Here is a 10972-nt window from a genome sequence, read left to right as displayed (position 1 = left end):
TTGTCGTATTACCATTTGTTATTTCACGCAACTTGATAGACTTACCACCAGCACCTCCGAGGTCTCCCTGGTCAATGCCGATATAGTAATCAGATTTTTGTCTGGCTTTTGCGTCCGTTGACCACCCAGTTACCCACGAACTTGGATCACCATAATTAGTAACAGCAAAGCTATATTGCACTCTTTCCGGAGTCGAATTTACATAGTATGCGCTATCATCCTCATGTTGAATTTCGTTAATATTTAGAGTATCTCGATTAACAGGAGAATACACATTTTCACCATTCCTGTTTGTAGGGGTTCTAACGTCGAATTTAGAGCTTGATGAAGATGATTTAGAAACACTAATTTCCCCCAAATAAGCGTCTAAATAACCTGCACTCGATACGCTTCCACTTTTTTGTTGTACTGCATATAGATATTGGTATGACACATTACCAATATACGCTTCTGATGTTCCAATCAGGTCCGTGCGTTCACTATCATTGTAGGCGGAAGCAACCACTTTGTCCTTTGTTTGATTTATCTCAAGAGAAAAGTAAACATTTGCCCGGTTTGGGATATCAATTTCTGCACCTCGATTTATATTAGCTCCGTCAGTTTCGGAACGGGCTATAAATGTGTTCTCCAATCTAACGCCAGCGGATTGGTCAACATTTGACCACGAACCCTTGGTTTCAGATACACCAACTACAAAATTACTATGGTCTGCATGATTGTAGTAATTATATGTGAAATTAATAGTGTAATCATCATTTTTTGGCATTTGGACAGATGAGTTGGTTGACAGTAGCACATCGTCACCGCCAGTAGCGCCATGAACGATGACACTACTTTTATTATGAACGCTGAAATGATTATTTCCGTCACCACTCTCCTTAAACTTAGATAGGTCTATCCCGGTTTCAGATGAATAATTTTTAGTTTTCAGTGTTAGGTCACTGACGTCCCCATCCATATTTCCGTTATCTTGCCCATTTGACCCCTGACCCATTGCCGCATAGAGATAATCATACGAAACAGTAGGGTCATAATTTGCGGAGACAGATCCTATAACGTTTGTTTTACCTGAATCACTATAGACAGTCAAAACAGCAGTACCGTTATCACGATATGTTTCCATATCAGTATAATATCTATTGCCGCTGGTTAGAGAAATCGCTGAAGATTGAGATCGTCCATTCCGGTCCCATGTTCGCAAAATAATCTGATCACCGGCCAATCTCGCCACAGCGCCGTAGTTGACCCCCGACTCGGTAGTATCTCCTTGAGCGGCCCAACCAACATCAAAGGCGGCATTATCGGTATAATTGTCCACTTTGAAATTATATGAGAGAGTCGCGTTGCGTTTGATACCTGGCCCAACATCGTTGTAGACACGCCCGGTATCATCACCGTCAAGATTCGTGAAGCTAAGCGTTGACGAATTTTCAATCTGATAAACGCTGTTAGGATCCGATTCACTAAATTTAGTCAAATCAATATTGCTAGTTGTTTCAGCATTCGCAAGACCGATCAAACCGATATTTGAGGGAGCCAGTATCGCGGTGAATGGTGAGCCGATTGTAGCCATGACGACCAGTATCGCAATCCCCGAAGCAACAGTAGGTTGTCGGGTTACTCGCTTCCGCAAGAGCCAAAAAATCGCCGGAGCGGACACGATGACCGCCAAGACTAGAATTGACTCCCATGAGACGGTTGTCAGAGTTTGGGCCACCCAAATATCATTTACAGTATTGAGGATACCCAAACCTGCAAGCGTCCACATCCCGGCACGGGCGACGCTCTTGTAGCCCCAATTGGCGACACGCCAGAAGACGATGAACGCACTGACCGTCACGACCGGGATCAGCGCACCGACGCCGACCCAACCGACTGCGTCAATGAGCATGGCAGTAACAGGATTTCGTTCGACCGCAGTACCGTACACCTGAAACGTAATCGCGAACGGGATGGCTGACCCCAGCAGCGCCAACAGGAAGGCCATGCGCCGCTCGTGAGTGGAGAATGTCTCTGTCATTGTAAATTCACAATCTGCGAAAGTTGCGAATCGTGCTTTCAATCCTGTTCGCGCTCTCTGACGACGCGGATGAACTGCGCCAGGGCGTCGTGGGAGTTGTACTGCGGGTCGTGCCAGAAGCGGTCGAGGAGTTGTTCGTACTCCTCGATATGCGTGAGTCGAATCCCACGCTCTGAGAGGTAGTTCGCCGCGGCAGTCCGGTAGGTCTCGTAGTCGACTTCTGGTAGGCCCGTGCTGGTCGACTCGCCCCAGTTGATGTAGCCCGTCTCCGGGTTCCAGCGCCGACGGTGGCGGTGCTGGCGGTACTCGACGTAGCCGTGTGGCGTCTCGTGTTGTTTCGGGAGGTAGAATTCGGGGTCGGAGAGTTCGTCGCCGGTCTTCGCGCAGATCGGCGCGACGAACTCGGCGATGTGCTGGAACGCGATGTACTCGGCCGGGTCGGTGCCTTCGATCTCGTCGTGGCCGTTGGTGTCATCCTGGCCGGCGTCCAGCTCGCCCCAGAAGTCCTCCCGGCAGTGTCGATCCGGGTCGGTGACGGTCGCGAGTGTCTCTGTGGTGCTCATGGATGGGGGACAGAAGCGTGGCTAATCGGTACCCATCGCGGCGTTCCCAGACGCGCGCCGGCCAGCCACGAGCCGTGCATCCAGAGCGCCGGTGTATCCAGTGTGGGCCGCCCCGACAGGCCGTTAGTGTAGACCAGTGTCCGCACGCTTCTTAAATACTATAGACACTCTGATATTTGTGAGAGATTACTTCCAGCGGTCTCTACGCTCTCTCGAAGAGATGTACCTGCCGCAGGGAACATTTATACTAGATTGCCGAGAATACATAGGCATGGCTCACCGTCTGCCCGGTAGGATGAACAAAATTCGCGAACGCGGCGGGTCGATGGTCTACACGATCCCGCGCAGTATTGTCGACGAACTGGAACTTGAAGCAGGCGAAGAACCCGAAGTTGTCGAGTGGGACGACGACGAGCGCGAAGTGACGCTCTCCTTTTAGCTGCGCTCGTTAGTCTGTCGAAAGTGATTGAAAAGTGGTGCTCAGTTAGGCTTCTTGTGAGGCTATCTCACTGGACTGGTCGTCCTTCTCCCAGACGACTGAGAGGTCCCAGCCTGATGTGACGTTAACACTCATGTAATCTCCAGAGGAGATTTCATTCCCGCTTACGGATATATCAGCTAATACACTGCCTGTATTGGCGCTGTCTGTCCAGTTGACTCCATTTGATCCGTCTGGTGAACCGACATAATTACCAGCACTGTTATTGAAGCTACCACGAGTCACTAAGGTGGCTGGATCGATTGTGTCGCCACTCTGGTGGGCTATTTTGATCGTGACCCCGTCGTCGGTATTGATTTCTTCAAACTCAAACTGCGCACTTGGCGCGGCCTCGCTTGGGCCGAGCCCGAGCACGAACGACGCGATGACCGCAGCCAGGATCACAGTGATGGCGACCATCAGTATCACACCGATCACTGGACTGACTGCCCTATCTTCTCCGCTATGCAACTCCCGGATTGTTTCGCGTAATCTCATTGTATCAACCGTCCCTCGGCAACGGTGCATAACGGAGCGATGCCGAGGCTCGCCCCGGGGTTTCTCCTGCACTCGACTTGATGTGACAAGTCGATGCGTCGGGAACCCCAACGTACGCCCCGCGACTCGAACACGGGTCTCGCCACCTGGTGCGCATAGTGCAAACTCCTTGTCGCATTGGTATATATGTTTGCCGACTTGTTATCAGATGCGAAAACGTGAATGGCAGTTACAGAGCCAGAAAAAGCCTCTCTCAGGCCCATTTTCAGATATTGGAGATAAACCATCCTAGAGGTTTATATCGGATGTCGACCAGAACCTGCAAAATTTGATAGCAGGCCTCATCGGTGACAGAGTTCGGGTGGTCGGTCGAGAACGCGTGCGGCGTGGGGTGTGAGGAGGAATGTCGTCCCGTCGCCGCGCACGCTCCCTGGCACAGCCCACTCGATCAGGTCTTTGAGCTGCTGTCTGAACGCCGCGTCCCGCTGTTCCGCGAGTTGTACTGCAAGTCGCGTCTCCTTGGGTGGGTTTGTACCACGCAACCATACGTATGTTCGCAGGAATTCCATCCGGACATCTGCTGGCGCTTCATCCAAATACGAAGGTAGTGCGAAGTCTCGCTCAGCGTTTTTCGTGCCGACGGGTCCACCCAGCGCGGCCAGAAACCGTCCGAGAATCACGCCATCGACACCCGGCCGGAGGTCTGTCGCGCGACCCTCGCTGTCTACATTCTCTATGTCGATATCGGTGATACCCGCGCGTTTCAGCGCCGTGTAGGCGCATCGCATTGTCTCTTCCTCGACCGTGAACATGGGGGCGTACGTCTCCGTAGCGATTGAGCCGCCAGCAAATATCCACGCGACGAGAATATTGAATCCTTCAAACTGTTCGTCGTTCCACGAGAGATCGAGCCAGCCGTAGTCTTCTGCAGTCTGAATCGCGCGCACGGGGTCGGGGCGACTGTCCGATTCCATCCATGGACGAATGCGGCTGCGCGGCAGGTCCAGTGCGGACGCGACAGCTGCCGATCCTTTGTTCGGGTGCTCGGCTGTGTATTCGAGCACACGCTGGTACTCTTGGACGCGGCCCCACGGGTCGTCGTAGCGACCGCCCGCGTAGGTTGCAGCAAGGTGCTTCGAAATCTCTATCCTATCGTCGATCGGCATAAAAACCGCCTCAAAACAGTGTTAATCAGCCGCCGTACTCGTATTCGCGCAGGGTTGCCGAGTCCGTTCCTGCATCATTCTCCCAGATAATTCGAACTGTATCTCCGGAACTGACGCTATCGTTCGTTGTGTATGTGTCACCGGCGGATATCGTCCCACCACCCCAGTTATTCGCATCGTCAACGAAGGTTCCGTAGGTGACATTTATGTTGGCTGCGTCGAGGGTTGCACCACCAGTGTGGGTGATATCGATATTATTTCCATTCTCGACAAAATCAAAACTTGCCTGCGGCGCTGTATCGCTCACCTGGTCACCGAGACCGAGGACGAATGTTGCGATGACGGCTGCCAGAATGACGGTGATTGCGACCATCAATATCACGCCAATCACTGGACTGACTGCACCATCGTCGTTGCGAAGTTGTTGTAGCTTCATGGTTTCTCACGGACACACAGCGCATACGAGATGGGCCACAACTGCTAAGATAGTGGCCCGTGTTATTTGGACTTGCACACAGGATGGGTGCCATCCCAACCTGATGTCCTTCTCGTGATACTGCGTGTTCCTAGCCACGTGTAGACCATCACCTCATATAACAGTAAGGTCTTATTACCAGGTTTGATAGTTCGAAAACGTATATTTCGCACTCAGTTTCATAAATAAATAAGACGTTAACAGGTGAAAACCACTTTCACTCTGCTTGGCTCGCACTTACTTGTCTCTTATTGGAACGCTTTGAGTATGATAACTGACGCCCGAGCGCTCCGCCCGGAATACATCCCACGTGACCTGTACCACCGTGATGGACAGAAAGACGCACTGGCCTCGTGGCTCGATCCACTCACCCATGGTCGCTCGGGCGAGAACGCGTTTATTTTCGGCCCGACTGGGTCAGGAAAGACCACGCTGGCGAAGTACATCGCAAAGAAACTAGCGAAACAGACGTTCGACGTGCGCTGGGGCCTGGCGAACTGTATGTCGGATCCGACGCCTGCAGCGACGCTCGCCGAGATCGTGCGGGAGACCGACCTGGGGACGCAGCGCCCCGACGGCACCCCCCGCGCTCACTACATCCGGTTGCTCCGTGAGGCAGACTCGCAGATTCTTGCCATCATCGACGAGGTGAACGCGCTGACCGACCTCGCCCTGCTGCATGCGCTGTACGATGTCCCGGGCGTGACGCTGGTCTGCATCTGTGTCGACGAGGATTCGTTGTTCTCAGCCCCGGATATCAACTCGGAGACGCGGAGTCGGCTGCGGACGTTCCGAACGATGCATCTTGACCCGTATTCGCATGACGAGCTGGTCGACATCCTCGATTACCGTGTCGAATATGGGTTGATGCGCGACCGCGTCGCCGATGACGCGATTGACTACATTGCCGACCTTGCCGTCGGTAACGCTCGGACAGCGATTGCGTTACTCCGGCGGGCGGCCGAGGCGGCCAGTGCGGACGAGTGTCCCATTACGTCCGGGCTCGTCGACGACGTCCAGGAAGAGGCGCTGGCCGACGTGCGCGACCGCCATATTCGGTCGCTGGGGACGCACCAGCGCGCGATATTCGAAATTATTCGCGAAGCGGGGAGTTCGGGCATCCGAGCGACAGACCTTCACGGCCGGTACGCAAGCCGCGTCCAGGAGCCACGCGGCCAGAGTATGCGTCGGCGGTACCTCAACAGCCTCGAACGCTACGGCCTCATCGAACAGGCTGGAACCGGACGTGGGACACGCTACTGTGTCTTGCAAATCGAAGAAGCGTGAATCCGTGAATCGCCTGACAGCAGTGGAAGCGTGAATTTCCGTGAATCGGCGCTACGGGTTGTTTTCCTTTCTCTGAGTAGCTCTCCGGGCGAAATCGTGATTATCCGTGAATTTGCGCGGGAACCCTTTTACAAGGCCGGCGGTCGCTCCGGGTATGGCCTCTGTAGACCAGGCCTCCGCCGCGCGGTCGACGAGCAGGTACATGAACGGCGAGCAGTATCGCATCAGCGTCCAGGACGAGTATCGGCACCCAGAGTTCGACGCCCGCATCGACGTAATCCGCGTAGCTACTGACGAAGTCTGGACCTTTGACGTCAGCAACGGTGTCGCGCACCTGCAGACGACGAACGCCGGCTCCGGGCTGACCTCACTGCCAGAGTTACCAGAGTGGGTCGACCAGCTCGTGCGTGAACTCGACATCGAGGAGGTGGCGGTGCCGTGAATGGGCTATCTGATGCCCGAGGGTCATTCCCAGGAAGGTTTCGGGATGCTGTTTGGGCACCCCATCGTAACCAGCGACAGAGACTCTCAAAAAATATTGGCTCCCAAAGCGTTATACAAACATCAGGTCTAGTCAGTGCGTGCCCTGGGGGCCGAAATTGTGGATCGTCAGCTCGAACGCGGCTTACTCTTAGAACGGAACGATTGCGAGGTGATGTCAATCAGGGAAATCTGACACCGCGTCGGCTTCTATCTGTAGAACAGTCAGGAGCTTTCGGATTCTCCCTGAAGATATGCTTCGCCGTCTGGTGTAATTCGATAGTAGCCCCTCTTCACACGTTCTACCATCCCTTTATCAACAAGTTTGGAAAGACGACGATTGACTTCATCTCTGGATTTGTCGATGTTGATAGCGATTACCGCGGGCGACAGTATAATACCTGTCTCAGACAACAGCTCAAGGATTCTGTCGTCAATGGGCAACTGCATCCACCCCGGTGGTTGACGTGTGGAAGCCACTTTTTACCTTATTCAACGCCCGGTAACTTATCAGGTTCCAATAACGAATACGTGTGGTTAACCACATGGATTGATGTGAAGATTTATTATTCAGTCTCATTAATCCATGTGATACAGATCGACGCGACACTCCGAAGGGTGTCTCTACCCGGCGACACGCCGCAAAAACTCGCTGGGTGCGACACCGTGTCCCTACCACGGGTGTCGCGTCGGTCGGATCTCCGACCCATGGAAGACAACGACGCGCGACCGTTTCAAGGTTCGCACCGGCACGCGGTATCGACCGACGATCACCCAGTTCTCACCGAGATCCACTCATGAGTACCGACACCACCACGACCGACAGTACCGATACCACGACCACCTGGACGGACCTGTCCGCGTTCCAGCGCGACACGCTCGCCGTCCTGCAGGAGATCGACCACGAGGATGCCACGAGCTACGGGCTCGAAATCAAGCGCCGGCTCGAAGACCTCTACGGCGAAGAGGTCAACCACGGCCGGCTGTACCCGAACCTCGATCAACTCGTTCAGGCCGACCTGGTCGAAAAGAGCGACCTCGACGAGCGCACGAATCGCTACGCGTTGACTCACGCCGGGAAGCGCCTGCTCGAAGTGCAGGCCGAACATCTCGCGACGCTGACCGACATCTGCCAAGCCGAGGTCGTCGCCGACGGCGGGCAGGAGTTCGTCCCGGTACACTTCATCGCCTACGAGGACGACGCCGACTTGGAGATTGATGACAGCGGCGAGGATCCGACCGTCGCGAACCACGACGAGCTGGTCAACAGCGGCCAGACGTTCGGCGAGATCCGCATGATGTCCCGCGAGCACGCGGAGGAGTACGACCTCGATGTCGTCACCCAGGACGACGCGCTCTGGTGCGACGAGGTTGCAGACCTGGATATCGGCGAGGCCGTCCGGGTCGACGACCTGCGCGAGGAGGGCGCCGTCTCATGAATCCCGCCGACAGACTGCGCGAGGCCCGCAAACAGTGCGCCCTCGCGGCCGACGCCGAGGAGATGACTGAGATGCAACGCGAGACGGCTGGCCATCTGGCGGGCATCCTCGACCAGCTGGCCGGCAGCGTCGATGCGGTCCAGGAGGGCGGTCGTCCGGGCCGACGGTGGCCAGCCAGTGTGTGATTTCTGTGGCGACGACCACGAGACGCTGGCCGCTGCTTTGCGATGCTGTACCGAGCGGTTCCTTCCTGACGGCGAGAGTGTTCGCGCCGACGGCGGGCAGCAGGAGCTGACGAGCCAGCTATCGTTCCAGAGCCAGTTGCAGCAGACGAAGAAGTCGACGACGAGGACTGTGCGTACGAAGTCTGTGACTCTGCTGCAGACTATCGCGTGCAGTTGGAGAACGACTACCTCTTCTACTGCTGCCAGGAGTGTTCGCGCCGTAATCGCGTCTACGCGAGGGAGAACGACTTGCTGGAGAACAAGGTGCAGCCATGAGCCAGTCCAAAGGCGGCCACCCTGGCGCACCTCAGGCGGGCTCGGTCGTCCGCAACTATGCGGACCTCCTCAACTGGTTGCCTGACCCGCCGGAGACGTTTTTCATGGCCGATGTGCCAGAGGACTACGTTGGGACGATTCGCTCACTGTCCCACGACAGTGTCATCGCCAAGGAGGGCTGGGAGGCCTACGACGGTGAATCGATGCCGACCGAGAACAGCCGGCGTGTCTGGAAGGTCGAATCCTGGGCCAGCGAGCGCGCGGCTGAGATCGTCGCGAACCGCGACGCGATCTGTCCGTGCGGCCACGCCGGCGTCCAGAACTGCGGCGACCACTACGCCTGTAGTTTCGAAGCCTGCGACCAGGCGTTCGAGCGTGACGAGCTGGAGGTGGATAGATGACGAGCCAGCAGGACCGCACGGACGGAGCGGTCGACTGGCCGGCACAATTCGAACGGACGCCCGCGTCACAACGCGTCCACACCTCGAAGTTCGGCGTTACGTTCCACGAGGCACTTCGGCGCATCGAGACGGAACTACTGGATCGCGTCGGCGCTGATGATTGGCGCGTCTCGACGGCCGCTCCCCACCGGAAACAGGACGGGATGCCGTATGCGAACGCCAACCCGTCGGATCCAGCGGTCGTGGTCCGGTGGTCGAAAGATGGCCAGCAATTCGCCGTCGCCTGCGATCACTACACGGACTGGCGGGACAACGCCCGGGCGATTGGGCTGTACATTCGTGAGAAGCGCAAGATGTCTGACCGGCCGGTGACGACCGGGCAGTCCGAGTTCGCGACGGCGCGGCTGCCCAGCGGCAACGAAGAAGCCATCGTCGCCGACGCGCCGGCCGACCAGCCAGCGCCGCACGAGGTCCTCGATGTCACGCCGGACGCTCCCGAAGACGTCGTCGAGGCGGCCTACCGTCAGAAGACGAAGACTGCCCACCCCGACCAGGGCGGCAGCGCCGAGGAACTGAAGCGCGTCCGCCAGGCGAAGGAAGCGATGTTGGACGGAGGGGAGCGATGAGTGATGGCCGCGATCTCTCCCCACGCGAGGCAGCGGAGCGCTGGCTTGATCGTCGACGACCAGACGTTCGCGACTCCACGCTGTCGACGCTGTGGTACCGCCTCAAACTGTTCGTCGAGTACTGCGAGCGAGAAGGGTTCGACTCCATTCGTGACATCGACGGATGGGACATTGACGAGTATCAGCTGCATCGCCATCAGAACGCCAAACCTCTCACGCTTAACAAGGAACTCGGGACGCTCCGGCAGTGGCTGGAGTACTGTGTCTCGATTGGAGTCGTCGACGAGGCTGTCCCGACGGCTGTTGAGATACCCGATGTCGATCCAGCAGACCGCAGTGACGACACGATGCTGCCGCCAGAGCGTGGCGAGGCGTTACTCTCGTGGTATCGCGATAGTCCCCAGCGCGCGAGTCGCCCACACGCTCTCCTGGAAATCTTCTGGACCGTCGGCTGTCGGTCGGGGGCGCTACGGAGTCTCGATGTGCGAGATTTCAACGCCGACGAACAGTGGCTCCGATTCGAGCACCGGCCGGAGACCGGCACCGAGCTCAAGAAGGGTCGTCGTGGCGAGCGCTACGTCGGGTTGCTCGACGAGCCGACGGCCGTCCTTGCCGAGTTCCTGGATCGCGAGCGGATGGACATCTCCGACAGGTACGGCCGCTCGCCGCTCATCCCCAGCGAGGCAGGGCGACCGGCGGCTAGTACTATCCGCGATTGGTGCTACTTGGCGACGGTCCCCTGCAAGCACGGCCCCTGCCCGCACGAGAACGACCCGGCCTCCTGTGAGTATCTGTCGTACGTCACGGCAAGCGGATGTCCGTCAAGTCGGTCGCCCCACCAGGTGCGGACAGGCTCGATTACATGGCAGCTCTCCCGTGGCGTCCCGATTGAGGTCATTGCAGATCGGGTCAACTCCAGCCCAGATACCATCGAAGAACACTACGACAAGGAAGATCCGCGGCGCGAACTCGAAGTGCGCCGCCGCGGCCACCTCGACGCACTTTCACTTGACGATGACACCAGAACGCACGAGTAACG

Annotated in this window: 13 protein-coding genes; 8 read left to right on the top strand and 5 right to left on the bottom strand. The window is 56.7% G+C overall.

Annotated features, from left to right (window positions below; genetic code table 11):
• Positions 1-2058 precede the first annotated feature (2058 nt).
• Positions 2059-2583: a hypothetical protein gene (locus WDJ57_RS04625; RefSeq protein ID WP_338904329.1), complete on the bottom strand. Its 525-nt coding sequence runs from the start codon at positions 2581-2583 to the stop codon at positions 2059-2061.
• A 295-nt stretch (positions 2584-2878) separates the two neighbouring features.
• Between WDJ57_RS04625 and WDJ57_RS04620 the strand changes: the two genes are divergently transcribed.
• Complete coding sequence (locus tag WDJ57_RS04620; RefSeq protein ID WP_338904328.1) at positions 2879-3022, top strand: hypothetical protein; 144 nt, start codon at positions 2879-2881, stop codon at positions 3020-3022.
• A 45-nt stretch (positions 3023-3067) separates the two neighbouring features.
• Here WDJ57_RS04620 and WDJ57_RS04615 read toward each other — a convergent pair whose 3' ends face one another.
• The 3 genes from WDJ57_RS04615 to WDJ57_RS04605 all read right to left on the bottom strand — a co-directional run bounded on the left by WDJ57_RS04615 (position 3068) and on the right by WDJ57_RS04605 (position 5161).
• The gene (locus tag WDJ57_RS04615; protein WP_338904327.1) at positions 3068-3559 is read right to left on the bottom strand and encodes a type IV pilin N-terminal domain-containing protein; all 492 of its coding nucleotides are present in this window, start codon (positions 3557-3559) and stop codon (positions 3068-3070) included.
• Positions 3560-3900: 341 nt separating this feature from the next.
• Positions 3901-4725: a hypothetical protein gene (locus tag WDJ57_RS04610; RefSeq protein ID WP_338904326.1), complete on the bottom strand. Its 825-nt coding sequence runs from the start codon at positions 4723-4725 to the stop codon at positions 3901-3903.
• A gap of 25 nt (positions 4726-4750) precedes the next feature.
• Complete coding sequence (locus tag WDJ57_RS04605; protein WP_338904325.1) at positions 4751-5161, bottom strand: type IV pilin N-terminal domain-containing protein; 411 nt, start codon at positions 5159-5161, stop codon at positions 4751-4753.
• A gap of 306 nt (positions 5162-5467) precedes the next feature.
• Here WDJ57_RS04605 and WDJ57_RS04600 point away from each other — a divergent pair, with 306 nt between their 5' ends.
• The gene (locus WDJ57_RS04600) at positions 5468-6487 is read left to right on the top strand and encodes a Cdc6/Cdc18 family protein (RefSeq protein ID WP_338904324.1); all 1020 of its coding nucleotides are present in this window, start codon (positions 5468-5470) and stop codon (positions 6485-6487) included.
• Between the two features lie 154 nt (positions 6488-6641).
• Entirely contained in the window at positions 6642-6929 is a 288-nt protein-coding gene (locus WDJ57_RS04595; protein ID WP_338904322.1) for a hypothetical protein, read from the top strand.
• A 263-nt stretch (positions 6930-7192) separates the two neighbouring features.
• Here WDJ57_RS04595 and WDJ57_RS04590 read toward each other — a convergent pair whose 3' ends face one another.
• Entirely contained in the window at positions 7193-7417 is a 225-nt protein-coding gene (locus WDJ57_RS04590; protein ID WP_338904320.1) for a type IV toxin-antitoxin system AbiEi family antitoxin domain-containing protein, read from the bottom strand.
• A gap of 347 nt (positions 7418-7764) precedes the next feature.
• Here WDJ57_RS04590 and WDJ57_RS21580 point away from each other — a divergent pair, with 347 nt between their 5' ends.
• The 5 genes from WDJ57_RS21580 to WDJ57_RS04565 all read left to right on the top strand — a co-directional run bounded on the left by WDJ57_RS21580 (position 7765) and on the right by WDJ57_RS04565 (position 10970).
• Complete coding sequence (locus WDJ57_RS21580) at positions 7765-8406, top strand: PadR family transcriptional regulator (protein ID WP_338906497.1); 642 nt, start codon at positions 7765-7767, stop codon at positions 8404-8406.
• Positions 8403-8591: a hypothetical protein gene (locus WDJ57_RS04580; protein ID WP_338904318.1), complete on the top strand. Its 189-nt coding sequence runs from the start codon at positions 8403-8405 to the stop codon at positions 8589-8591. The genes WDJ57_RS21580 and WDJ57_RS04580 overlap by 4 nt, the downstream gene beginning before the upstream one ends.
• A gap of 311 nt (positions 8592-8902) precedes the next feature.
• Positions 8903-9307, top strand: a complete 405-nt coding sequence (locus WDJ57_RS04575) for a hypothetical protein (protein WP_338904316.1) — start codon at positions 8903-8905, stop codon at positions 9305-9307.
• Positions 9304-9933, top strand: coding sequence for a J domain-containing protein (locus WDJ57_RS04570; protein WP_338904315.1), 630 nt, complete (start codon positions 9304-9306; stop codon positions 9931-9933). Before WDJ57_RS04575 ends, WDJ57_RS04570 begins: the two co-directional genes overlap by 4 nt.
• A complete protein-coding gene (locus WDJ57_RS04565) occupies positions 9930-10970 on the top strand; it encodes a site-specific integrase (protein WP_338904314.1) in 1041 nt (346 codons plus the stop codon). The genes WDJ57_RS04570 and WDJ57_RS04565 overlap by 4 nt, the downstream gene beginning before the upstream one ends.
• Positions 10971-10972: the final 2 nt, after the last annotated feature.

The organism is Salinibaculum sp. SYNS191, assembly GCF_037338445.1.
Taxonomy (GTDB): domain Archaea; phylum Halobacteriota; class Halobacteria; order Halobacteriales; family Haloarculaceae; genus Salinibaculum; species Salinibaculum marinum.
The sequence above is the reverse complement of the archived record's forward strand: the minus strand, read 5'-3'. Positions and strand labels throughout refer to the sequence as shown.

Excerpts from the sequence above, each read along its gene's own strand:
- WDJ57_RS04625 (WP_338904329.1), bottom strand. The coding sequence starts at position 2,583 with ATGAGCACCACAGAGACACTCGCGACCGTCACCGACCCGGATCGACAC.
- WDJ57_RS04620 (WP_338904328.1), top strand. The coding sequence starts at position 2,879 with ATGAACAAAATTCGCGAACGCGGCGGGTCGATGGTCTACACGATCCCG.
- WDJ57_RS04615 (WP_338904327.1), bottom strand. The coding sequence starts at position 3,559 with ATGAGATTACGCGAAACAATCCGGGAGTTGCATAGCGGAGAAGATAGG.
- WDJ57_RS04610 (WP_338904326.1), bottom strand. The coding sequence starts at position 4,725 with ATGCCGATCGACGATAGGATAGAGATTTCGAAGCACCTTGCTGCAACC.
- WDJ57_RS04605 (WP_338904325.1), bottom strand. The coding sequence starts at position 5,161 with ATGAAGCTACAACAACTTCGCAACGACGATGGTGCAGTCAGTCCAGTG.
- WDJ57_RS04600 (WP_338904324.1), top strand. The coding sequence starts at position 5,468 with ATGATAACTGACGCCCGAGCGCTCCGCCCGGAATACATCCCACGTGAC.
- WDJ57_RS04595 (WP_338904322.1), top strand. The coding sequence starts at position 6,642 with ATGGCCTCTGTAGACCAGGCCTCCGCCGCGCGGTCGACGAGCAGGTAC.
- WDJ57_RS04590 (WP_338904320.1), bottom strand. The coding sequence starts at position 7,417 with ATGCAGTTGCCCATTGACGACAGAATCCTTGAGCTGTTGTCTGAGACA.
- WDJ57_RS21580 (WP_338906497.1), top strand. The coding sequence starts at position 7,765 with ATGAGTACCGACACCACCACGACCGACAGTACCGATACCACGACCACC.
- WDJ57_RS04580 (WP_338904318.1), top strand. The coding sequence starts at position 8,403 with ATGAATCCCGCCGACAGACTGCGCGAGGCCCGCAAACAGTGCGCCCTC.
- WDJ57_RS04575 (WP_338904316.1), top strand. The coding sequence starts at position 8,903 with ATGAGCCAGTCCAAAGGCGGCCACCCTGGCGCACCTCAGGCGGGCTCG.
- WDJ57_RS04570 (WP_338904315.1), top strand. The coding sequence starts at position 9,304 with ATGACGAGCCAGCAGGACCGCACGGACGGAGCGGTCGACTGGCCGGCA.
- WDJ57_RS04565 (WP_338904314.1), top strand. The coding sequence starts at position 9,930 with ATGAGTGATGGCCGCGATCTCTCCCCACGCGAGGCAGCGGAGCGCTGG.